The organism is Streptomyces sp. NPDC048018, assembly GCF_043202995.1.
Lineage (GTDB): Bacteria > Actinomycetota > Actinomycetes > Streptomycetales > Streptomycetaceae > Streptomyces.
In genome coordinates this window covers 828563-850658 of sequence record NZ_JBIDBK010000002.1, presented here as the reverse complement: position 1 = coordinate 850658, position 22096 = coordinate 828563, and the positions used below count along the sequence as shown (strand labels likewise).

At 72.6% G+C, this 22096-nt stretch carries 20 protein-coding genes and 3 tRNA genes; 20 read left to right on the top strand and 3 right to left on the bottom strand.

Features of this window, described 5'->3' with window-relative positions:
* Positions 1–141 precede the first annotated feature (141 nt).
* Positions 142–1221, top strand: a complete 1080-nt coding sequence (locus ACGF1Z_RS09785; RefSeq protein ID WP_393001800.1) for a hypothetical protein — start codon at positions 142–144, stop codon at positions 1219–1221.
* Here the strand turns inward: ACGF1Z_RS09785 and ACGF1Z_RS09780 are convergent.
* Positions 1206–2345, bottom strand: a complete 1140-nt coding sequence (locus tag ACGF1Z_RS09780; protein ID WP_393001798.1) for a M48 family metallopeptidase — start codon at positions 2343–2345, stop codon at positions 1206–1208. The genes ACGF1Z_RS09785 and ACGF1Z_RS09780 overlap by 16 nt on opposite strands.
* A 128-nt stretch (positions 2346–2473) precedes the next feature.
* Between ACGF1Z_RS09780 and ACGF1Z_RS09775 the strand changes: the two genes are divergently transcribed.
* From ACGF1Z_RS09775 to ACGF1Z_RS09740, 8 genes are all read left to right on the top strand, one after another.
* Positions 2474–2716, top strand: coding sequence for a hypothetical protein (locus ACGF1Z_RS09775; RefSeq protein WP_393002483.1), 243 nt, complete (start codon positions 2474–2476; stop codon positions 2714–2716).
* A gap of 83 nt (positions 2717–2799) precedes the next feature.
* Positions 2800–2961: a hypothetical protein gene (locus ACGF1Z_RS09770; protein WP_365340120.1), complete on the top strand. Its 162-nt coding sequence runs from the start codon at positions 2800–2802 to the stop codon at positions 2959–2961.
* A 53-nt stretch (positions 2962–3014) separates the two neighbouring features.
* The gene (gene nadD / locus ACGF1Z_RS09765; protein WP_365340122.1) at positions 3015–3635 is read left to right on the top strand and encodes a nicotinate-nucleotide adenylyltransferase; all 621 of its coding nucleotides are present in this window, start codon (positions 3015–3017) and stop codon (positions 3633–3635) included.
* A 19-nt stretch (positions 3636–3654) separates the two neighbouring features.
* Entirely contained in the window at positions 3655–5412 is a 1758-nt protein-coding gene (locus ACGF1Z_RS09760) for an LCP family protein (RefSeq protein WP_393001795.1), read from the top strand.
* 50 nt (positions 5413–5462) lie between these two features.
* Entirely contained in the window at positions 5463–5930 is a 468-nt protein-coding gene (gene rsfS, locus ACGF1Z_RS09755) for a ribosome silencing factor (protein ID WP_393001793.1), read from the top strand.
* Complete coding sequence (locus ACGF1Z_RS09750) at positions 5927–6580, top strand: histidine phosphatase family protein (RefSeq protein ID WP_393002459.1); 654 nt, start codon at positions 5927–5929, stop codon at positions 6578–6580. The genes rsfS and ACGF1Z_RS09750 overlap by 4 nt, the downstream gene beginning before the upstream one ends.
* Before the next feature lie 95 nt (positions 6581–6675).
* Positions 6676–6748 (top strand) — tRNA-Ala (locus ACGF1Z_RS09745).
* A gap of 394 nt (positions 6749–7142) precedes the next feature.
* A complete protein-coding gene (locus ACGF1Z_RS09740) occupies positions 7143–7376 on the top strand; it encodes a hypothetical protein (RefSeq protein WP_328944691.1) in 234 nt (77 codons plus the stop codon).
* On the opposite strand, the gene ACGF1Z_RS09735 is transcribed toward ACGF1Z_RS09740, so the two are convergent.
* Positions 7355–8644 (bottom strand): glycosyltransferase 87 family protein, encoded by a 1290-nt coding sequence (locus tag ACGF1Z_RS09735; protein WP_393001791.1) that lies wholly within the window; start codon positions 8642–8644, stop codon positions 7355–7357. The two genes, ACGF1Z_RS09740 and ACGF1Z_RS09735, sit on opposite strands and share 22 nt — an antisense overlap.
* Before the next feature lie 123 nt (positions 8645–8767).
* On the opposite strand from ACGF1Z_RS09735, the gene ACGF1Z_RS09730 reads away from it, so the two are divergent.
* From ACGF1Z_RS09730 to ACGF1Z_RS09685, 10 genes are all read left to right on the top strand, one after another.
* Positions 8768–8840 (top strand) — tRNA-Ala (locus ACGF1Z_RS09730).
* 70 nt (positions 8841–8910) lie between these two features.
* Positions 8911–8983: transfer RNA gene (locus ACGF1Z_RS09725), tRNA-Ala, on the top strand.
* Positions 8984–9248: 265 nt separating this feature from the next.
* Positions 9249–12119 carry a leucine--tRNA ligase gene (gene leuS / locus ACGF1Z_RS09720; protein WP_393001789.1) on the top strand — a complete coding sequence of 957 codons (2871 nt, stop codon included), beginning with the start codon at positions 9249–9251 and terminating at the stop codon, positions 12117–12119.
* Between the two features lie 132 nt (positions 12120–12251).
* A complete protein-coding gene (locus ACGF1Z_RS09715; protein WP_393001787.1) occupies positions 12252–12977 on the top strand; it encodes a hypothetical protein in 726 nt (241 codons plus the stop codon).
* A 205-nt stretch (positions 12978–13182) separates the two neighbouring features.
* Complete coding sequence (locus ACGF1Z_RS09710) at positions 13183–14028, top strand: DegV family protein (protein ID WP_393001785.1); 846 nt, start codon at positions 13183–13185, stop codon at positions 14026–14028.
* A gap of 445 nt (positions 14029–14473) precedes the next feature.
* On the top strand, positions 14474–15205 hold the full coding sequence (locus ACGF1Z_RS09705; RefSeq protein WP_393001783.1) for a helix-hairpin-helix domain-containing protein: 732 nt from the start codon (positions 14474–14476) through the stop codon (positions 15203–15205).
* On the top strand, positions 15202–17661 hold the full coding sequence (locus ACGF1Z_RS09700) for a ComEC/Rec2 family competence protein (RefSeq protein ID WP_393001781.1): 2460 nt from the start codon (positions 15202–15204) through the stop codon (positions 17659–17661). The genes ACGF1Z_RS09705 and ACGF1Z_RS09700 overlap by 4 nt, the downstream gene beginning before the upstream one ends.
* Positions 17662–17744: 83 nt before the next feature.
* On the top strand, positions 17745–18416 hold the full coding sequence (locus tag ACGF1Z_RS09695) for a winged helix-turn-helix domain-containing protein (RefSeq protein WP_393001779.1): 672 nt from the start codon (positions 17745–17747) through the stop codon (positions 18414–18416).
* Positions 18417–18419: 3 nt separating this feature from the next.
* Positions 18420–19679 (top strand): MFS transporter, encoded by a 1260-nt coding sequence (locus ACGF1Z_RS09690; RefSeq protein WP_393001777.1) that lies wholly within the window; start codon positions 18420–18422, stop codon positions 19677–19679.
* 121 nt (positions 19680–19800) lie between these two features.
* Positions 19801–20685 (top strand): YceI family protein, encoded by an 885-nt coding sequence (locus ACGF1Z_RS09685; protein ID WP_393001775.1) that lies wholly within the window; start codon positions 19801–19803, stop codon positions 20683–20685.
* A 52-nt stretch (positions 20686–20737) separates the two neighbouring features.
* Here the strand turns inward: ACGF1Z_RS09685 and ACGF1Z_RS09680 are convergent, their stop codons facing one another.
* The gene (locus ACGF1Z_RS09680; RefSeq protein WP_393001773.1) at positions 20738–20983 is read right to left on the bottom strand and encodes a hypothetical protein; all 246 of its coding nucleotides are present in this window, start codon (positions 20981–20983) and stop codon (positions 20738–20740) included.
* 71 nt (positions 20984–21054) lie between these two features.
* On the opposite strand from ACGF1Z_RS09680, the gene holA reads away from it, so the two are divergent.
* Positions 21055–22044 (top strand): DNA polymerase III subunit delta, encoded by a 990-nt coding sequence (gene holA / locus ACGF1Z_RS09675; RefSeq protein ID WP_393001771.1) that lies wholly within the window; start codon positions 21055–21057, stop codon positions 22042–22044.
* Positions 22045–22096 lie beyond the last annotated feature (52 nt).

The window sequence follows — 22096 nt, the reverse complement described above, 5'->3', positions numbered from 1 at the left end:
CCTTCCATGGCGCAACGTTCCCCGATCCGGCGCGATGCGGGGACGCACGCCTTGGCCCGTTTGCCGCAGCACTTCCGCCTTCTGGGAAGTTGTCGTGTACCTGGGCGTTTATCGGAGCTTCCGCCGACCTACCCTGAAGGTATGGCAGGGCGTGGCGACCCGCCTGAGGGGACTCCCGAGGGACTCCCCGGCGGTGAGGACGAGTACCGATCCGTCGTCTTCGACGAGGCGTTCGTCCGTGCTGCCCGGCTCCAGGAGTTCTCCGCCCAGGAACGCATGGGGGAGCACGCCCAGGCGGTCCGGTCCCGCCCCACCTGGGAAGGCCGCAGCGGATCACGACAGGCCCTGCTGCTCGTCCTGCTGATCGTGCTGGCCTTCGGCACCGCGGTCTATCTCGGCGTCCGCAACCCCTATCAGCCGCCCGTCGACCAGCGGGCGGAGGCGCTGCGGACCCTGATGGTCCCGCTCGCCCCCCAGGACCCCGTGCCCGGTGGTGAGGCCGCCGCCCTCTTCGCCCGCAGCCCCGCCGCCGAGTACCGCATCGGCGCCGCCGGCATCAACCTCCCCCTGGCCGGACGCACCAGCCACTTCTCCGAGAGCCAGGTGGTCTCCGCCCTCGGCATCGCCAAGGACTACCTGGTCGCCTCCTCCCTCGAACCCGATGTCCTGGCCGGCCTCACCGTCCGGCCGCCGCGGCTCCTGCTCGACCCCGACCAGCTGGAGCAGTTCGACCGGAGCGTCGAATCGCCCCAGGACGACGGCCGGCACGCCGTCTCCGGCTGGCTGGTCCGCTTCGACTCCCACCGGGTCGTCCTCGCCGACCCCGCCGTCCGCGTTCAGGGCACCCTGCACTTCGCGGAGATCAACTCCGACCTGCTCGACGTGATGGCGGACCACACGTTCACGTACGCCGTCCGCCCCGCTGCCTCCGGCAGCGGCCCGACCGCCCGCGCCTCGCTCTACACGGTCCACCGCGAGCTGCACTTCCGCTTCGACCGCGAGGACCTGCGGATGCACCGCGCCGAACTGCTCACCAGCACCGTCGAGGCCGGCCCGCAGTCCTGCGACGCCGACACCACCGGCTCGCTGCGTCCGCTGCTCGCGGGTGAGCGTGCCGCCGACCCGGGCCGCCGGGCGGGCACCGACCCGTATGCCACGGGCCGGCCCGCCGTCGCCTCGCTCTGCGGGACCCTGGCCCCGAGCGCTCAGCCCTCGCTCTGACCCCGCTCGCCGCCGGCGCCGTCCGCGTCGCTCGCCGGGCCGCCCTGCGCGCCCTTGGCGCCCTGACCACCGTCATTGCCGGTGCCGGTGCCACCGCCGTTGCCGAAACGGCCGAACAGCTTGCTGCCCACGTCGCCCGCGAGGTCCCCGGCGCCGCCGGCTATGTCGGTCACCAGCTTCATCAGCGGATCCTTGCTGCTGCGCACCGACTCCGCGTAGTGCCGGCCGGACTCGCGGAAGGAGTCGGTCACCGAGGCGTCCTTGTCCTCCGAGCGCTTCGGGTAGTGCCCGTCCATGATCCGCTGGTAGTCGCGGGTCTCGGACCACTTCTTCAGCTCGGCGGCCCGGACCGTGGTGAACGGGTGCGAGCGCGGCAGCACGTTCAGGATCTTCAGGACGGAGTCCCGCAGGTCGCCGCCCTTCTCGTACTCGTCGGCCTGCGCGAGGAAGGCGTCCACGTTCATCTCGTGCAGGTGGTTGCCGCCCGCGATCTTCATCAGGCCGCGCATCGAGGCCTGCAGGTCCTGGCCCACGAGCAGGCCCGCCCGGTCGGCCGAGAGCTCCGACTTGCGGAACCACTCGCGCAGCGCCGTCACGATCGCCATGATCGCCACGTTCCCCAGCGGGATCCAGGCGACCTTCACCGCCAGGCTGGTGAGGAAGAGCAGGATCGTCCGGTACACCGAGTGGCCCGACAGCGCGTGGCCCACCTCGTGCCCGACGACCGCGCGCATCTCCTCCTCGTCGAGCAGCTCCACCAGCCCGGTCGTGACCACGATGATCGGCTCGTCGAGACCGATGCACATCGCGTTCGGCTTCGGGTCCTGCACGACGTACATCGGCGGGACCTTCTCCAGGTCCAGGATGTAACAGGCGTCCCTCAGCATGTCGTTGAGGTGGGCGAACTGGGCGTCGCTCACCCGCACGGAGTCGGAGAGGAACAGCAGACGCAGGCTGCGCTCGGGCAGCAGCCCGCTCAGCGCCTTGAAGACGGTGTCGAAGCCGCTCAGCTTGCGCAGCGCCACCAGCGCCGAGCGGTCGGCCGGGTGCTCGTAGGCCCGCGAGGAGATACCGGCGAAGCGCCTGCGCTGCCTGCTCGGCAGCTTCTCGTGATTCTCGGTCATGGATGCCCCCTGTTCGTACGAGTCGGTGCTCGTCCCCCTGACGCAACCCAGACTAGGCGAGGGGGCTACCGTGTTGCCGAGCCTGTGGATAACTCGGGCACCGGGGACAAGCGAGGAGCACCACCGCCATGACGGACACCGCGACCACCGCCGTCACCGCCCTGCTCGCCGCGACGGGGCAGCAGGGGCCGGGCGACACGCTGCGGATCGTCCTGCTCGTCTCGATCGTGGGAGCCGCCCTGCTCGCCTGGTTCCTTCTGCGCGGATACCGCAACGGCGGTGCGGACACGGGCGACACCGAGGGCCCGCGGGGCGACGCCCGGACCACCGCGACCCGCCGCCAGGACGGACCGGGTGACGCCAACGCCTGAGTCGGCGTGAGCGCTCCGCGACCCGCCGCATACGATGTGCGCGAAGTCTCCGCTCCCATCCCCGATCGAAGGTCCTGCCGAAGATGAGCCTCCACGCCACCGCCGCCAACCTGGTCACGCTCGCCGAGGGTGCCGAGCACGGCGGCAACCACGAAAGCCTCAGCCCGTACGTGACGGGTGGCGGCGCCCTGCTCGTGCTCCTTCTGCTCCTCTGGATCACCACCCGCTTCAACCGCGACCGCTGAGCCGAGAGGCCGCTGATCCGGCGTCCGCCGCCGTGCCAGTAGGCTCTGCACGCATGGGAGAGCAGGAAGTGCCTACTGGCGGTCGCGGCAAGCGCCGCCTCGGCGTGATGGGCGGCACGTTCGATCCGATCCATCACGGACACCTGGTGGCGGCCAGCGAGGTGGCCGCCCTGTTCCACCTCGACGAGGTGGTGTTCGTGCCGACCGGGCAGCCGTGGCAGAAGAGCCACAAGGCCGTCACGCCGGCCGAGGACCGCTACCTGATGACGGTCATCGCGACCGCGTCCAACCCGCAGTTCTCGGTCAGCCGCATCGACATCGACCGCGGCGGCCCGACGTACACCATCGACACCCTGCGGGACCTGCGCTCCCTCAACAGCGACTCGGACCTCTTCTTCATCACGGGTGCCGACGCGCTGTCCCAGATCCTCACCTGGCGCGACGCCGAGGAACTGTTCGCGCTCGCGCATTTCATCGGCGTCACCCGACCGGGTCACGACCTCACCGACGACGGCCTGCCCAAGGGCGGCGTGTCGCTGGTCGAGGTCCCCGCGCTCGCCATCTCGTCCACCGACTGCCGGGCCCGGGTCGCACAGGGCGACCCCGTCTGGTATCTCGTCCCGGACGGCGTGGTGCGCTACATCGACAAGCGCCAGTTGTACCGCGGCGAGTGAGCCTCGGGGAGGGGCACCGGTGAACGATCAGCAGAACCCGTACGACCCGTACTATCCGCAGCCGCAGATCATCGGCTACGACGCGTACGGGCAGCCGGTGTACCAGCAGCAGGTCCCGCAGCAGCACTACGACCCGTACGGGCAACCCGTCCAGCAGCAGCAACAGCAGCAGCACTACGGCTACGACGCCTATGGGCAGCCGATCCAGCAGCAGCCGCAGCCTCAGCAGGCTCAGCAGCCCTCCTACGCCCCGTACGCGCAGCAGCCCCCGTACGACTACCAGCAGTACGACACCGGCCGGACCGCCCAGACCGACGACCGGACCGGGCAGTACGACACGACCGGGCAGTACGGCCAGGCCGAGCAGTACGGCCAGGCCGAGCAGACGGGTCAGCAGTGGGCCGTCCGGACCGATCCCGCCCCCGCGCCGCAGGCGCCGCCGGCCCGCCCGCAGCAGTCCGCCCCGGCCGCCGTGCCCGGGCAGCGCCCCGCCCCGCAGGACGACGACGGGCGCGCGTACCGCACGGAACAGTTCTCGTTCATCGAGGAGCCCGACGAGGACTCCGAGGACGTCATCGACTGGCTCAAGTTCACCGAGAGCCGGTCCGAGCGGCGGGAGGAGGCCCGTCGGCGCGGGCGCAACCGCGTCGTCGCCCTCGTCGTGGTGCTCGTGCTCGCGGCCGTCGGAGGCGTCGGCTACCTGTGGTCCGCCGGCAAGCTCCCCGGCATGTCCTCCGGCGAGCAGCAGCAGAACACCGCCACCGGACCGCAGAAGCGCGACACGATCGTGGTCCACCTCCACAACACCACCGGCGGCGGGACCTCCACCGCCCTGCTCGTGGACAACTCCACCACCCACCAGGGCACCACCGTCCTGCTCCCCAACTCCCTGGCCGTCGCCGACGCCGAGGGCGCCACCACCACGCTCGCCAAGTCGGTCGAGGAGGACGGCTCCAGCGGGACCCGCGAGGCCGTCGGCAACCTGCTCGGCGCGAAGATCACCGGTACCTGGCGGCTCGACACCCCGTTCCTGGAGAGCCTCGTCGAGCTCGTCGGCAACATCGACATCACCACCGACACCGACGTCCCCGGTGCCAAGCCCGGCGACGAGCCGCTGGTCAGGAAGGGCGAGAACCAGACCCTCAACGGCCGCGCCGCCGTCGCCTACGCGACCTACCGGGCGTCCGGCGAGGCGGAGGCCAAGCAGCTCCAGCGCTTCGGCACGGTCATGTACGGCGTGCTGCGGAAGATCTCCGACGATCCCAAGGCCGCCACGGTCACCGTCGAGACCCTGGCCCAGATCCTCGACCCTTCCCTGCCGGAGAAGGACCTCGGCGCCTCCCTCGCCAAGCTCGCCGAGCACGCCAAGGTCGGCGACTACAAGACGACCGTGCTGCCCGTCGAGTCCGACGGCTCGCTCAGCGAGGCCACCGGCGAAAGCGTGGTCAAGGACATCCTGGGCGGCAAGGTCAGCGCCCCCGAGCAGGGCGCCGCGACCCGGGTCGCGATCCGCGACGCCACCGGCGAGGACGCCACCGAGGCGGCGCGCGTGGTGCTGATCAACGGTGGCTACGCCGTGGTCGGCGGCACCAAGGCGGACAGCCAGGGGAAGTCCCAGGTCGTGTACGGGGACGACGCCCAGAAGGCGACCGCCGCGGAGGTCGCCAAGACCCTCGGTCTGCCGGCCGGATCCGTCACCAAGGGCAAGCCCGCCGGAAACGCCGAGGTCACCGTCGTGCTGGGGGAGGATTACAAGATCCCGGGGGCCAAGCGGTGACCCTCCGACAATCCTTTTAGGGCCCGTCGGCGGTACATGAGACCCTTGGGGTGACTCAGACCGCCGACGAAAGCCTGCATGTGACCGCCACGGACCGCTCCATCGAACTCGTCAACGCCGCCGCCCAGGCGGCGGCAGACCGGCTCGCGCACGACATCATCGCGTACGACGTCAGTGATGTGCTGTCGATCACCGACGCCTTCCTGCTCGCCTCCGCGCCCAACGACCGCCAGGTCAAGTCGATCGTCGACGAGATCGAGGAGCGGCTGAACAAGGACCTCGGCGCCAAGCCGGTGCGCCGCGAGGGCGACCGCGACGCCCGCTGGATCCTCCTCGACTACGTCGACATCGTCGTCCACGTGCAGCACAGCGAGGAGCGGGTCTTCTACGCCCTGGAGCGGCTGTGGAAGGACTGCCCCGAGCTGGAGCTGCCCGAGGACGCCCGGCAGACCCGCGGAAAGGCGGAGGAGCACGCCAAGCTCATGGGCATCGACGGAACGGACGGTGAGCTGAGCTGACCAGCGGCAAGGGCGGCACCGGCCGCCGCATCGTGCTGTGGCGCCACGGCCAGACCTCCTGGAACCTGGAGCGCAGGTTTCAGGGGTCCACGGACATCGAGCTGACCGAGGCGGGTGTCGCCCAGGCGCGCCGGGCCGCCCGGCTGCTCGCCGCGCTGCAGCCGGACGCGATCGTCGCGTCCGACCTCAAGCGTGCGGCGGCCACGGCCGCCGAGCTCTCCGCCCTGACGGGTCACACCGTCGCCCACGACTCCGCGCTGCGCGAGACGTACGCGGGGGACTGGCAGGGCCTCACGCACGACGAGATCACCGCGCGGTACGGCGAGCAGTACGCCGCCTGGAAGCGCGGCGAGCCGGTGCGCAGAGGTGGCGGCGAGCTGGAGACCGAGGTGGCCGACCGGGCCGCCCCGGTGGTCCTGGAGCACGCCGACAAGCTGCCCGAGGACGGCACGCTCGTCGTGGTCAGCCACGGCGGCACCATCCGTACCACCATCGGCCGGCTGCTCGGCCTGGAGGCCCGGCACTGGGAGTCCCTCGGCGGACTCTCGAACTGCTGCTGGTCCGTCCTGGGCGAGGGCGCGCGTGGCTGGCGCCTCCTGGAGCACAACGCAGGCACGCTGCCCGAGCCGGTCCTCGGCGACGACGACTGAGCCCCTGGTGTGGCCTGCGGGACCTCGATTTCACTTTCCGGCAGGTCACAGGCTAAAGTTCTTCTTGTTCGCAGCGCGGAGCGCGAAGAACACGAGGGGCTATAGCTCAGTTGGTAGAGCGCCTGCATGGCATGCAGGAGGTCAGGAGTTCAATTCTCCTTAGCTCCACAGTCACCGGATCCCGTCCCCATCAGGGGGCGGGATCTTGCGTTGTGTCACCTCCCCCCACGCGGGCGGCCGATGGCCTTGGCGCCCCCTCCTCGTCCACGGCGTACGTCACGCCCCGGCGCCCCGGCGCCTGGCACCCCGCACCCGGCCCCTGCCGCGAGGGTCGTCCCGGGCCCCGCGGAGGCCCTCTCGGCCGACGACGCTGACCCTCTTGCGGCGCCATGGCAGAATCGGACCGCCGGAGGGGAAGAGGGTCCGGACGGGAGGGAGCGCGCATGGCCGTGGACGGTGCCGAGGAGATCGCCGCCTTTGCCGTCGCGGAGTCCGTCCCCGACCCATGGGCCCGGTGGGACCGCCCCTCCTGCGCTTCCGCACGCGTCTGCGGAGCCGAGTGATGGGCGCTCACAGGCGGAAGTGCGACTGGTGCGGCAGCGGTACGCCCATCGTCCGGGACATGGACCCGGTCAACTCCGGGTTCCAGTACTGGTGCGAGGAGTGCGCGCGGGCGCTGATCATAAAAGGCGACCCCATCGAGACCTACCGTGAGCTCGAAGGGGAGCCGATCTACGGCCGGCTCCTCGACGAGCACTGCACCCTGAAGCGCTTCTACTCGTTCGCGACGGCCTGAGGTTCCCGCTCCTGGACCGCCTCCCGCGGCTCCGGCACCAGCGGCCGCGTCCGGGCCCGCCACCGGCTGAGCGCGTAGCCGGCGAGGACCGCGGTCGCCGTCAGCGGATAGACCGCGGACAGCAGCATCTGACCGGCGTTCTGGTCCAGTTCGGGACGGCCCGGGTCGTGCGGCACCCACCACAGCGCGAACGAGGCGAACGCCAGGGCCACCGCCGCGGTCACCGGCCACGCGCGCGTGGAGCGCTCGTACAGCAGGATCAGCAGGGTCACGCACCACACCCAGTGGTGGGACCAGGAGATCGGGCTGATCATCAGCGCCGTGAACGCGGTGACGACCACGGCCACCGCCTTGTCGCCGCGCAGCGCGGCCCGTACCGCGAGCACCATCGCCGTGCCGCCGAGCAGGGCGGCCGCGGCCACCCACCACAGGCCCGGGGCGTCGGTGTGCAGGAGGCGGGCCAGGACGCCGCTGACGGACTGGTTCGCGGTCTCCTCGGCATGGCCGACCCGGCCCGTCTCGAAGAGGGTCCGCGTCCAGAACGTCCTCGAGTCGGCGGGCAGGGCCAGCGCCGAGGCGAGCGTGATCCCGAGAAAGGTCCCGGTCGCCGTGAAGGCGGTGCGCAGCCACTGGTTGAGCCGCCGGTCCCGGCGCCACAGCAGCAGCCCAGCGGCCAGCAGCAGGACCACGAAGAGGCCCGGGGTGAGCTTCACCGCGGTGGCGAGCCCGATGCCGACACCGGCCCAGCGGCTGCCCTCGCGGCGCGTCAGGTCCCAGAGCACCGCGACCGCTATGAGCAGGTTGATCTGCCCGTACCGCAGCGTCGTCCACACCGGCTCGCACCAGACCACGACCGCCGCGACCCACAGTGCCGTACGCCACAGGTCGGCGCGGGACCCGGCGCGGGACAGCGCCGGGCGGACCAGCTGGAGCGACAACTGGACCAGTGCCACCACCAGGAGGAGGTTCCCCGCGGTGTTCAGCGTGCGCATCAGGGGCACGCCGACCAGCGTCAACGGCAGGAAGAGCACGGCTGCGAACGGCGGGTAGGTCATCGCGAGGTCCGCCGACGTCGCACGCATCGCGTACAGGTCGCCCCCCGCCCGCAGCGTCTCGGCCTCGGCCCGGTAGACCATCACGTCGAGCATGTTCACGTGGGCGAGGCGTTGCGCCACCCAGAAGGCCGCGAACGAGATCAGGCAGACCGCCGCGGCGGTGGCGAGGGGCCACGGCCGGGCGCGGGTCGGGGACAGCGGGAAGACGGACACAGTCGGCGACCCTACCCGGAGCCCCGGACGGGGCCGGGGAAACGGATTTGGCGATCCGCCGGGCGGGCCGTTACTGTTCTGTCCGTCGCCGCGAGGAAGACCGGAGCGGGGACGACGAAACAAGGGGCTATAGCTCAGTTGGTAGAGCGCCTGCATGGCATGCAGGAGGTCAGGAGTTCAATTCTCCTTAGCTCCACAGAACGGAAGCGGGCCATCCGGATCGGATGGCTTGCGCCGCTTCTGCGGTAATCTGAATTCCCGCACGCGGGGCTATAGCTCAGTTGGTAGAGCGCCTGCATGGCATGCAGGAGGTCAGGAGTTCAATTCTCCTTAGCTCCACAGATAAGAAGCGGGTCGTCCGGACAGGACGGCCCGCTTCTTCGTGTGCCCACGGGGCGGAACATCGGTGCGGCCCGCTCAGGCCCTGCGGTACCCTGGCGCCATGCGTGCCGTACGCCTTCTGCTTAGCGAGCCGCGCTGATCATTCCCGACGGATGAAGATCCGGTCGGCATCGGCGCGGCGTCCCCTCCTGTGCGAGGGGATTTTTCATTTCGTGGCAGTTGCCGGCAGCGGGCAGAGACGATCGATGGAGCTTCAAGGACCATGACCGAGATCAACACGGCCGCCGAGACCGCGGCCCCGCATCGCTACACGGCGGCCATGGCCGCCGACATCGAGGCACGCTGGCAGGACGCCTGGGACGCGGAGGGCACCTACGAGGCCCCGAACCCCACCGGTGACCTGGCCGGGGACGCGGCCGTGGCGGCCCGCCCCAAGAAGTTCATCATGGACATGTTCCCCTATCCGTCCGGCGCCGGCCTGCACGTCGGCCACCCGCTGGGCTACATCGCCACCGACGTCTTCGCCCGCCACGCACGCATGTCCGGGCACAACGTCCTGCACACCCTGGGCTTCGACGCCTTCGGCCTGCCGGCCGAGCAGTACGCCGTGCAGACGGGCACGCACCCGCGCGTGTCCACCGAGGCCAACATGGAGAACATGAAGGTCCAGCTGCGCCGGCTGGGCCTGGGCCACGACAAGCGCCGCTCGTTCGCCACGATCGACCCGGGCTACTACAAGTGGACCCAGTGGATCTTCCTGCAGATCTTCAACTCCTGGTACGACGACGAGGCCAAGGCGGCCCGCCCGATCGCGGAGCTGGTCGAGCAGTTCGAGAGCGGCACCCGTGAGGTCCCCGGCTCCACGCGCGCGTGGAGCGAACTGACCGGCCCGGAACGCGCCGACGTCCTGAGCGAGTACCGCCTGGCGTACGCCTCCGACGCCCCGGTCAACTGGTGCCCCGGCCTGGGCACCGTCCTGGCCAACGAGGAGGTCACCGCCGACGGGCGCTCCGAGCGCGGCAACTTCCCCGTCTTCAAGGCCAAGCTGCGCCAGTGGAACATGCGCATCACGGCCTACGCGGACCGCCTGCTGGACGACCTGGACGGCCTGGACTGGCCCGAGGCCATCAAGCTGCAGCAGCGCAACTGGATCGGCCGCTCCGAGGGCGCGCGTGTCGACTTCCAGGTCGGCGACGCCGGCGCCATCACGGTCTTCACCACCCGCCAGGACACCCTGTTCGGCGCCACCTACATGGTCCTGGCGCCGGAGCACGACCTGGTCGAGAAGATCGTCCCGGCCGCCTGGCCCGAGGGCACCCACGAGGTGTGGACCGGCGGTCACGCCACCCCCGCCGAGGCCGTCGACGCCTACCGCAAGCAGGCCGCCTCCAAGTCCGACGTCGAGCGCCAGGCCGAGGCCAAGGAGAAGACCGGCGTCTTCACCGGCGCCTACGCGACCAACCCGGTCAGCGGCGAGCAGGTCCCGGTCTTCATCGCCGACTACGTCCTGATGGGCTACGGCACCGGCGCGATCATGGCCGTCCCGGCGCACGACGGCCGCGACTTCGCCTTCGCGCGCGCCTTCGAGCTGCCGATGCGCTGCGTGGTGGAGCCCTCCGACGGCCGCGGCACCGACCCCTCGGCCTGGGACGACGCCTTCGGCTCGTACGAGGCGAAGCTGATCAACTCCGCCAACGACGAGATCTCCCTGGACGGCCTGGGTGTCGTCGAGGCCAAGGCGAAGATCACCTCCTGGCTGGCCGACCGCGGCATCGGCGAGGGCACCGTCAACTTCCGTCTGCGCGACTGGCTGTTCAGCCGCCAGCGCTACTGGGGCGAGCCCTTCCCGATCGTCTACGACGAGGACGGCGTCGCGCACGCGCTGCCCGAGTCGATGCTGCCGCTGGAGCTGCCCGAGGTCGACGACTACTCGCCGCGCACCTTCGACCCCGACGACGCGGACACCCAGCCGGAGACCCCGCTGTCGCGCAACGAGGACTGGGTCAACGTCACCCTGGACCTGGGCGACGGCCCCAAGAAGTACCGCCGCGAGACCAACACCATGCCCAACTGGGCCGGTTCCTGCTGGTACGAGCTGCGCTACCTGGACCCGCACAACGACGAGAAGCTGGTCGACCCGGCGATCGAGCAGTACTGGATGGGCCCGCGCGAGGGCATGCCCACCGGCGGTGTCGACCTGTACGTCGGCGGAGCCGAGCACGCCGTGCTGCACCTGCTGTACGCGCGCTTCTGGTCCAAGGTCCTGTTCGACCTGGGCCACGTGTCCTCGGCCGAGCCCTTCCACAAGCTGTACAACCAGGGCATGATCCAGGCCTTCGTCTACCGGGACGCCCGCGGCATCGCCGTCCCGGCCGCCGAGGTCGAGGAGCGCGACGGCGGCTTCTTCTACCAGGGCGAGAAGGTCAGCCGCGTCCTGGGCAAGATGGGCAAGTCCCTGAAGAACGCCGTCACCCCGGACGAGATCTGCTCGGAGTACGGCGCCGACACCCTGCGCCTGTACGAGATGGCCATGGGCCCGCTGGACGTCTCCCGCCCGTGGGACACCCGCGCGGTCGTCGGCCAGTACCGCCTGCTGCAGCGCCTGTGGCGCAACATCGTCGACGAGGCCACCGGTGAGGTCACCGTCGTCGACGAGCCGGCCGACGAGGACACCCTGCGGGCCCTGCACAAGGCCATCGACGGGGTCGGCCAGGACATGGTCGCGATGCGCTTCAACACCGCCATCGCCAAGATCACCGAGCTGAACAACCACCTGACCAAGTCGGGTGCCGCCCTCTCCCGCCCGGTCGCCGAGCAGCTGGTGCTGCTGATCGCCCCGCTGGCCCCGCACATCGCCGAGGAGCTGTGGCACCGCCTGGGCCACGCCGACTCGGTCGTCCACCAGGACTTCCCGGTCGCCGACCCGGCCTACGTCGTGGACGAGACCGTCACCTGCGTCGTGCAGATCAAGGGCAAGGTCAAGGCACGCCTGGAGGTCTCCCCGTCGATCACCGACGCCGACCTGGAGGCGCTGGCGCTGGGCGACGCGAACGTGGTCGCGGCGCTGGGCGGCGCGGAGATCCGCAAGGTGATCGTCCGTGCGCCGAAGCTGGTCAACATCGTCGCCGGCTGACGCCGTCGCCCGGTGATCCGGGCCGTCCCCTAGGGGAGCGGTGGGGGCAGGTTGGGGGTTCTCCTGGAACCGTCGGCCTGCCCTTTCCGTTTACGGTGGAAGAACCACAACCGAAGCCGGAGGGGCGAGCACATGGAAGCCGCGATCCTGATCATGGCCTTGCTCTTCGTCGCCTTCGTGGCACTCGGTGTCTACGCCACGGTGAAGGTGGCGAAGGCGGCCAAGCGCGGTGTGGACCGCACCATCGACCACGCCCGGCGCACGGTCGAGGACACCACCCTGAAGGCCAAGAGCTTCGGACAGGTCGGCGTCGGGGGTGAGCTGGCCCAGCTGCGCCTCTCGCTGCGCACCTCGATGCGCGCCACCCAGGACGCGCTGCACGCGGGCGTCGCCGAGGACGCCTCCCTGAAGGAGTCCGTGGACCTCTTCCACCGGCTGAGCACCCATGCGCGCGAGCTGGACGAGGACCTCAAGCGGCTGGAGCGCGAGCCGGACAAGGCACACGTCGCGGCGCAGCTGCCGGATCTGCGCCACCGCACCGAGCAGATCACCCACTCCGCCGACGCGCTGCGCTTCGCGGCCCGGGACCGGGCCCGCAAGTTCGCCGAGGACGAGCTCTCCTCGCTGAGCGCCCAGATCGACATGGAGGCGGGCGCGCTGCGGCACTGGACCGCTGCCGGGGCGGACGGCGCCGACGGCGCCGGCGCGGGTGCGGCGGGTGCCGCTGCGGGGCAGCCGCAGGGCCGGTCGGACGCGGGCGCCGGGACGGCCGGGCAGCCGCAGGCGATCACCGCGCCCGATCCTCGCGCGACGGCGTATCCGTGGGAGAAGACGAACCGGCCCGAGACGACGACCTGAGGGCATCCGGGTCGCGCCACCGTGCCCGGGCACGGCAAGGCCGGCTGCCGTCCGCCGTGGCGCGGGCGACGGGTGTTCGCGAGCCGAACGAGCGATGGACGCCCGCCGCCGACGAGGCCGGAGTCGGCCGCCGGAGGCGGTGGTCCGCGGCGCCTACCCGGGCCCGGGCTGCCGCCCGGCGGCCCCGGCGGGTAACCTCCCGCTCATGTCCCGGCATGTCGCGATCGTCACCGATTCCACGGCCTACCTGCCACCCCAGACGATGGAGCGGCACCGCATCACCGCCGTGCCGCTCACCGTCGTCATCGGCGACCGCGCACTGGAGGAGGGGACCGAGATCTCGGCGCGCTCGCTCGCCGAGGCGTTGCAGAAGCGGCGCTCGGTGACCACCTCACGGCCCGCGCCCGAGGTCTTCGCGGCGGCCTACCGCGCCGCCGCCGAAGCGGGCGCGGAAGGCATCGTCTCGGTCCACCTCTCCGGGGAGTTCTCCGGTACCTACGACGCCGCCGTGCTCGCAGCCAAGACCGCCCCCGTGCCCGTCCGGGTCGTCGACACCCGCATGGTGGGCATGGCCCTGGGCTTCTGCGCCCTCGCGGCGGCGGAGGTCGTCGAGGCGGGCGGCTCGCTCGACGAGGCCGTCGCGGCGGCCGAGAAGCGGGCGGCCGGCACCTCCGCCTTCTTCTACGTGGACACCCTCGACTATCTGCGCCGCGGCGGGCGCATCGGCGCGGCGCAGGCGCTCCTGGGATCCGCGCTGGCCGTGAAGCCGCTGCTCGAACTCGACGGCGGGCGGATCGAGCTGCGCGAGAAGGTCCGCACCGCCTCGAAGGCGATCGCCCGACTCGAGGAGATCGCGGTCGAGCGGGCCGGCGGCGGCCCCGTGGAGATCGCGGTGCACCACCTGTCCGCGCCGGAGCGGGCCGCGGCCCTGGCCGAGCGGCTGCGCGAGAGGCTGCCTGCCGTCGAGGACCTCCAGGTCACCGAGGTCGGCGCGGTCATCGGCGCGCACACCGGACCCGGGCTGCTCGCGGTCGTCGTCTCCCCGCGCTGACGGGCCGTCGAGGCTCGCGCGATCCCCCGCAGGGGTGACGGAGTTATCCACAACTGGGTAGTTGTCCACCGGATTTGCGTGGTCCCGGCAGGGTCGGGCGGAGGCGCCTACCGTCGGGTCCATGACTCTTCGTACACACATCGGAACGCGCCGCGGCGCACCCACCAGCGGACCCGGCCGGCCGCCGGGATCGGACGGCCGAGCCCCTGGCCGCCGTCCGCCGACGGCTCGCACGTCCCGCGCCGGCCGGTCCGGGCGCCATGCGGCGGGGCCGGCTTCGCATGCGGCCCGACGCCGGGGTGAGGCGCTGTTCCCGTCGGCGGCGCCACCGGAGCCGCGCGCTCCCGAGGCTCCTGAACCGCTCGAAGCCGCGGTGGGAGAGCGCGCGGGACCGGAACCACCCCTGCCCCGCGGGGAGCGCTTACGGCTGGCGCTGCGGGAGCGGATGCCATTGTGGGTCCAGGAGCGCTGCGGGCTCGAACGGCGATCGCTGGCGGCCCTCGCCGTCGTCCTGGCCGTGGCCGCGGGCGTCGCGGGCGCCTTCTTCTGGGTGGGACGCCCCCAGCAGGTCGGAGCGCCCGAGGTGGTGGCGGCGACCCGGCCGCTGCCGGAGAGCGCCCCACCGTTCCCCGAGGCCGCCGGCCCGCCGCCGACCGGACGGGCACCGGCGACCGGGGCGGGGGCGGCCGGGACCGGGGCGGGTGTGGGTGACGCGGGCGCGGCCGCGGTGATCGTCGTGGACGTCGGGGGCAAGGTGCTCCGTCCCGGGGTGTTCACGCTGCCCGCCGGATCCCGAGTGACCGACGCCCTGCGGGCGGCCGGCGGTGTGCGTCCCGGCACGGATCTGACGGGCCTCAACCGGGCCAGGGTCCTCCTGGACGGTGAACAGGTCGTGGTCGGGCCGGGCGCCCTCGCGAGCGGTGCCGGAGCGGGAGGAGCGCCGGGCGGAGGCGGCGGTGCCGCCCCGGGCGCGCCGGTGCCGGTCGCGCCGTTGAGCCTCAACACGGCGACCGTGGAGCAGCTCGACGGGCTGCCCGGGGTCGGACCGGTGCTCGCCCGGCACATCGTGGAACACCGCGTCGAGCACGGAGGGTTCCGGTCGGTCGCCGAGCTGCGGGACGTCAACGGTATCGGAGCACGCCGCTTCGCGGACCTCGCTCCGCTGGTCCGGCCGTGAGCGAGGACGCCGCCCGCCCGCTCGCGTGGGACGAGGGCCCGGCCGATCTGCGGCTCGTCCCGCCGGCTCTCGCCGCCTGGGGTGGTGCGGCACTCGCGGTGGGCGCCACAGGCTGGTGGACGGTCGCGGGAGTGTTGCTCTGCCTGGCCGGTGCGGCGCTGCTGCTGGTGCCGGCCGGCCGGCGCGGACTCCGGTCGACCGCCTGCGCCGGCGTGCTGCTCTGCGCCGGGGCGGGGGCCGCGTCGGGCGGCCTGCACGCGGCCGACCTGCGGCGCGGACCGGTGCCCGAGCTCGCACGCCTGGAAGCTCGGGTGGTCGTGGAGGTGACGGTCACCGCCGATCCCCGGCTCACCCGGCCCCGGGTGAGCGGCAGCCGGGCGGCCCCGGTGTTCGTGGTCGTCACGGGCCAGGCGATCAGGGTCGAGGGGCGGGACGGTGCCGTGCACCGGACCCGCGCACCGCTCCTGGTGCTCGTCCCCGCGCGGGAAGGGCGGGAGGAATGGCTGCGGTTGCTTCCCTCGACCCGGATCGAGGTGGCGGGTCGGCTCGCGCCGGCGCGGCCCGGCGACACGGTGGCCGCGGTGCTGCCGGCCGACGCCGACGGGCCGCCCCGGGTCGTGGGGCCGGCCGACGCGCTCCAGCGGGCGGCCGGGGACCTGCGGGCCGGACTGCGGCGGGCCACCGACGGGCTGGCCCCGGACGCACGGGCGCTGCTTCCCGGCCTCGTGGTGGGCGACACCTCACGCATCGAACCCGAGCTGAAGGAGGCCTTCGAGGCCACCGACCTGACCCACCTCCTCGCCGTCTCGGGGTCGAATCTCACCGTCGTGCTGCTGCTGCTCATCGGCAGACCCGGTGCGGCACAGCACGTCGAACGGGGTGGGCTGGCCCCCGCGCTCGGCATCCCGCTGCGAGCCACGGCCTTCGCCGGGGGCGGGCTGACCCTCGCCTTCGTGGTCGTGTGCCGCCCCGATCCGAGCGTGCTGCGGGCCGCCGCGTGCGGACTCGTCACCCTGCTCGCGATCGCGACCGGCCGACGGCGTTCGCTGATCCCGGCGCTCGCGGCGGTGGTGCTCGTCCTCGTGCTCTACGACCCCTGGCTGGCCCGGAGTTACGGGTTCCTGCTGTCCGTCCTGGCCACGGGGGCGCTGCTGACGGTGGCTCCGCGCTGGAGCGACGCGCTGCGGCGGCGCCGGGTGCCCGGCCGGATCGCCGAGGCGCTGGGCGCCACCCTCGCGGCCCAGGTGATCTGCGCGCCCGTCGTGGCGGTGTTCGCGGCCCGGGTGAGTCTGGTCGCCGTCCCGGCCAATCTGCTCGCGGAGCCCGCCGTGGCCCCGGCCACCGTGCTCGGATTCGCCACCCTGGCGCTCGCGGCCGTGTGGCCGGGAGCGGCGGAGACGGTGGCGGGGATCGCGGGCCTGCCCGCGGGATGGATCGCGAAGGTGGCCCGCACCGGGGCGGAACTGCCCGGCGCCGAGACGGCCTGGCCGGACGGGTGGTGGGGCGGCCTGCTGCTCGCGCTGCTGTCCGGGCTGCTGCTCCTCGCCGTGTGGCGCGCGCCGTACCGGCGGTGGATCGGGGCGGGCTGCGCCGGGCTGCTGTTCCTGGCCGTGGTGCGGCCGCCGCCGGTGGTCCGGCTGGTCACGGGGTGGCCGCCGCCGGGCTGGGTCTTCGCGATGTGCCAGGTCGGTCAGGGGGACGCGACCGTGCTCGCGGCGGGCGGGGACACCGCCGTGGTGGTGGACGCCGGGCCGGACCCGGAGCCGGTCGACCGGTGCCTGCGCGACCTCGGGGTGCGCCGGATCCCGCTCCTGGTGCTCACCCACTTCCACGCGGACCACGTGGCCGGCCTGCCGGGGGTGCTGCGCGGGCGGGCGGTGGGGGCGATCCAGGTGACCGGATCGGAGGAGCCGGCGGAGCAGGCGGAGTTCGTACGGCGGACGGCGCTGGCGGCCGGAGTGCCTTTGGTGCGGGCGGGGGCGGGGGAGCGGCGCAGGCTCGGGCCGCTGGAGTGGCGGGTGCTGTGGCCGAGGGCCGGACCCGGCGTCGCGGTAGGGGAGGGGGAGCCGCTGGAGTCGGGGGCGAACGACGCCAGTGTCACGTTGTTCGTCCGGGCCGCGGGCGGGGTGACGCTGCTGCTGCTCGGCGACCTCGAACCTCCGGCGCAGCAGGCCCTGCTGCGGGCGTATCCGGCGCTGCCCCCCGTCGACGTGCTGAAGGTCGCCCACCATGGCTCGGCCCATCAGGATCCCGGTCTCATACGGGCGGCGCGCCCGAGGCTCGCGCTGGTGTCGGCGGGCCGGGACAACCCGTACGGCCACCCCTCGCCGCGCACGGTGGGTGCGCTGAGGGCCGGCGGGGCCCGGGTGCTGAGCACCGACCGGGAGGGCGCGATCGCGGTGACGGGCGGGGGGCCGGGGCTCGCGGCCCACACCTCGGGCAGCGAGGCGGGCTGAGGCGGTCCGGGCGGATCTGCCGACGGCAGGCCTCGTATAAAGGAATGCTTGTAAAGGAGTCTTTCTAAAGATATGTTTTCATCATGAGCCAGCAACAGCCACGCAGCATCCGGCTGACCGACCCCCGGGCCCTGCGGGCCTACGCCCATCCCACGCGGATGACCCTCGTGGGGCTCCTGCGGCGCAGTGGGCCGTTCACCGCCACCAGGGCGGCCGAGCTGACCGGAGAGTCCGTCGCCAGCTGCTCGTACCACCTCCGGATACTCGCCAAGTACGGGCTGGTCGAGCAGGCCCCGGGCGGCAGGGGACGGGAGAAGCCCTGGCGGGCGACGGCCCAGTACACGGAGTGGCCCGACCACAGCGAGGACGCGGCCGTCGCCGAGGCGGCGGACGCGCTGAGCGGGGCCGCGATCGAGCTGTACTTCCAGCGGGTCCTGCGGGCGGTGGAGAACCGGCACACGCTGTCACCGGAGTGGCGGGAGGCCGAGCGGTACAGCGATGCGCTGTTCCATCTGACCCCCGAGGAGCTCGCCGGTCTCGGGGAGCGGATCGAGGAGCTGCTGCGGCCCTACGAGGAGCGCGAGCGGGACCCGGCGCTGCGGCCCGAGGGGGCCGAGCCGGTCGCCGTCGTGCAGCTCGCCTTCCGGGACCGCGACCTCCCCGGCGGCGCGGAGACGGACCCGACGAACGGCACCGAGGGTGCACACGGCACGGGTGGCGCGGCCGGCGCGGCCGACGGCGACGAGGGGGAATGAGTGATGGGGACCGGAGCGCGGATACCCGCGCTGCTGCGCGAGCGGTCGTTCCGGCGGTACTGGACCGGCCAGACGGTGTCCCTCGTCGGGGACCAGATCTCCCTCATGGCGCTCCCGCTGGCCGCGGTGCTCGTCCTGGGGGCCGACGCCGCCGAGATGGGCTGGCTGAAGACGGCTGAGCTGCTGCCCGCGCTGCTGCTCAACCTGCCCTTCGGCGCCTGGGCGGACCGGCAGGCCCGACGCCGGCGCGCCATGATCGCGGCCGACCTCGGGCGGGCGGTGCTGTTGCTGACCCTGCCGGTCGCCTACCTCCTGGACGCACTGACGCTCGGTCAGCTGTACGCGGTCGCCTTCGGGGTGGGTGCGCTCAGTGTGCTCTTCGAGGCGTGCAATGCCACCCTCTTCGTGGCGCTCGTCCCCACCGAGCGCTACGTGCAGGCGAACTCGCTGGTCAACGGCAGCCGCTCGATGGCCTGGCTGGCCGGTCCGGGAATCGGCGGCGTGCTGGTGCAGGTGCTCACCGCGCCCTTCGCGCTGGCGGCGGACGCGCTCACCTATGCGGTCTCGGCGGGATACCTGGCGCGGATCGATCCCGTCGAGCCCGCTCCGGCCCCGGTCGGCAAGGGGCACTTCACCGAGGGGCTGCGCTGGGTGGTGCAAAACCCCTCGATGCGTGCGCTGTTCGCGGCCTCCGGCACGGTGCAGTTCTTCAACTACGCCTTCCACACCCTCTTCGTGCTCTACGCGACGACCGAACTCGGCCTGGGCGCGGGCATGCTGGGCGCGGTACTCGCGGCGGGTGCGGTGGGCGGCGTGGTCGGGGCGCTGTGCAGCGGGGCGGTCGTACGGCGGATCGGCATCGGCCCGTCCCTCGTCGCCGGCTTCCTGGGCTTCACCCTGCCGCTGCTCCTGATTCCGGCCGCGAGCGGTCCGCTGCCGCTGGTCCTCGGACTGCTCTTCGGCGCCGAGTTCCTCTCCTGCCTGGGGGTGATGGTGGTCGACGTCGCCGCCGGGTCCTTCCAGATGGCGCTGATACCCGACGGCGTCCGCTCCCGGGTGATGGGCGCCTTCCGGACCCTCAACCACGGATTCCGCCCGCTCGGCGCGCTCGCCGGCGGCCTGCTCGGCGCGACGCTGGGCCTCCGGCCCACGCTGTGGCTCGCCACCGTGGGCGCGGTCTTCGCGGTGCTGTGGGTGTTGCCCTCGCCGCTGCCGCGGCTGCGTGAACTGCCGGAGCCGGCGCCGGTCGCGTCACGGGTCTGAGCGGACCGTCCAATTCGGACCTCAGGTAACACTTCCGCCGTTTGCCTCGAACAGTGCATGAGTGATCGAATGCGTCTTCGTCGGTGCGGAAACGCGAGCGGTTTGTCCGGGGGTACGTGAAGTGTTCGGTCTGTTCGGTAAGCGTCGTGCGGGAGCCTCCCGTGGCGGCCCGCTCGCGGGACTCCCGGTGCCGCCGTCGGCGGGCGTCCTGAGCTGCCGGGTCCTGGACCCGGTCAGCGAGCCGGTCCGCCAGGCCGGGTTCACGCTCAGCGACGCCGCGGGTCGCAAGGTCCTCGCCGGGGAGACCGACCCGTACGGCAGCGTGCTGGCGACCGTGCCCGCGGGGGAGTACCGGCTCGCGGTCACGTCCGAGGGCTACACGCCGTACCACGGCAACGCCGTCGTCGCGGAGAGCACGCACGCGAGCCTCGGCGACGTACTGCTCCAGGTCGCGCCCCCGCAGCAACTGCCCGAGCCGGGCGACTGGGAGATCGACCCGATGCACTCCCAGATCGGCTTCACCGCGCGGCACATCGGCCTCGCGCGGATCCACGGCCGGTTCAACAGATTCGCCGGAGCGGTCCGGATCGCCGAACGGATGGAGCAGTCGGCCATGCACGTCGTGATCGACGCGGCGTCCATCGACACCGGTGTGCAGATGCGCGACGACCACCTGCGGTCCGGCGACTTCCTCGACGTCGGCGCCTACCCCACGCTGGAGTTCTCCAGCGAGCGCTTCGTCCACAAGGGCGGCAGCCGCTGGGCCGTCACCGGAGCGCTCACCCTGCACGGCGTCAGCCGCACGGTCACCCTCGACACCCAGTACCTGGGCCTCGGCAACGGACTGCAGGGCGAGACCCGGGGCGCCTGCCGGGCGACCACCGAACTGCACCGCGAGGACTTCACGCTGACCTGGCAGACGCTGCTCGCGCGGGGGATCGCGGCGATCGGCTCCAGCATCACGATCGAGCTGGACATCCAGATCGTGCCCACGACGCCGGCGTAGCCGCACGCGGCGGACACCGCTCCCCGGTCCCGACCGGTCAGGAGGACCGGTCCTACGGGGCCTCCAGCCAGCCCTCGTACTCGGCGGCCAGGGCGTCCAGGGCCGTCGGGTCCAGACGGGCGCCGGGGTCCTCGACCACCACCAGCCACTGGGCGTCCTCGGCGTCGTCCTCGCCGGCCAGGGCGTCCCGGACGAGCTGGGGTTCCTCGGCGAGGCCGAAGCGGTCGGGGAGTTCCCCGGCGACCTCCTCGGCCGCGTCGCGGTCGGGCAGGACCAGTACGTGTCTCACATCGCTCACGTGCACATTCTCGACGACGGCCGGACCGGGGACGGACCCGCTGTCGGTGCCGCGTGGGATGCTGGAGCGCGATGGCCACCAAGAAGTCTTCCCCCGACGATCTCCTCGCCCCCGTCACGCTCGCCGTGGGCCAGGAGGACCTGCTGCTCGACCGCGCGGTCCGCGAGGTCGTGGCGGCGGCTCGTGCCGCCGACGCCGACACGGACGTGCGCGATCTCGCCCCGGAGCAGCTCCAGCCCGGTTCGATGGCGGAGCTGACCAGCCCCTCCCTCTTCGCCGAGCGCAAGGTCCTGGTCGTGCGGAACGCGCAGGACCTGCCGGCGGACACGGTCAAGGAGATCAAGGCCTACATCGACGCGCCGGTCGAGGAGATCAGCCTCGTCCTGCTGCACGCGGGCGGCGCCAAGGGCAAGGGGCTCCTCGACGCGGCCCGCAAGGCCGGGGCGCGGGAGGTGGCCTGTCCGAAGACGACGAAGCCGGCGGAGCGGCTGACGTTCGTGCGGCAGGAGTTCCGGACCCTCGGGCGTTCGGCCACCCCGGAGGCGTGCCAGGCGCTCGTCGACGCGATCGGCAGCGACCTGCGGGAGCTGGCCTCCGCGGCGGCGCAGCTGACGGCGGACGTCGACGGGACCATCGACGAGGCGGTCGTCGGGCGCTACTACACCGGCCGGGCCGAGGCGTCGTCCTTCACGGTCGCCGACCGCGCGGTCGAGGGGCGGGCGGCGGAGGCCCTGGAGGCGCTGCGCTGGTCCCTGTCGACCGGGGTCGCGCCCGTTCTGATCACCAGCGCGCTCGCGCAGGGTGTGCGGGCCATCGGGAAGCTCTCCTCTGCACGCGGGGGACGCCCGGCGGACCTGGCGCGGGAGCTCGGTATGCCGCCGTGGAAGATCGACCGGGTCCGCCAGCAGATGCGCGGCTGGACCCCCGACGGCGTGGCGGTCGCCCTCAGGGCGGTCGCGGAGGCGGACGCGGGCGTGAAGGGCGGGGGCGACGACCCCGAGTACGCCCTGGAGAAGGCTGTGGTCACCATCGCCCGCGCCGCCCGTATGCGCCGCGGCTGAGAACCGTCGGAACGCCGGGCTGCGCCCCGGCGAGGCTCCGGCCTGGTCGGCG